Annotated in this window: 1 protein-coding gene; it reads right to left on the reverse strand. The window is 64.5% G+C overall.

The annotated features are described in order from the left end of the window. Positions 1-32 precede the first annotated feature (32 nt). A partial coding sequence (locus tag ORL50_RS28895) for a hypothetical protein (protein ID WP_266020125.1) occupies positions 33-248 on the reverse strand: 216 nt, incomplete at its 5' end.

Genomic DNA, 248 nt, shown 5'->3' on the forward strand with positions numbered 1-248 from the left:
TCTCCGGGGCGCCATCGCCAGCAAGCAGGCTCCTACGGGATCGCGGTGTGACGCAAATGGTTTGCCCTGACGCAAAACCCGTAGGAGACCGGCTTGCCGGCGATGGCGATCTCAGGTTTGCCATCGCTGGCAAGCCAGACTCCTACGGAATCGCGGGTGTGACGCAAATCGTGTGCCCTGACGCAAACCCTGTAGGAGCCCGGCTTGCCGGCGATGGCGATCTCCGGGGCGCCATCGCCAGCAAGCAG

It is taken from the genome of Pseudomonas sp. RIT-562, from assembly GCF_026241895.1.
Classification (GTDB): Bacteria; Pseudomonadota; Gammaproteobacteria; order Pseudomonadales; family Pseudomonadaceae; genus Aquipseudomonas; species Aquipseudomonas mandelii_F.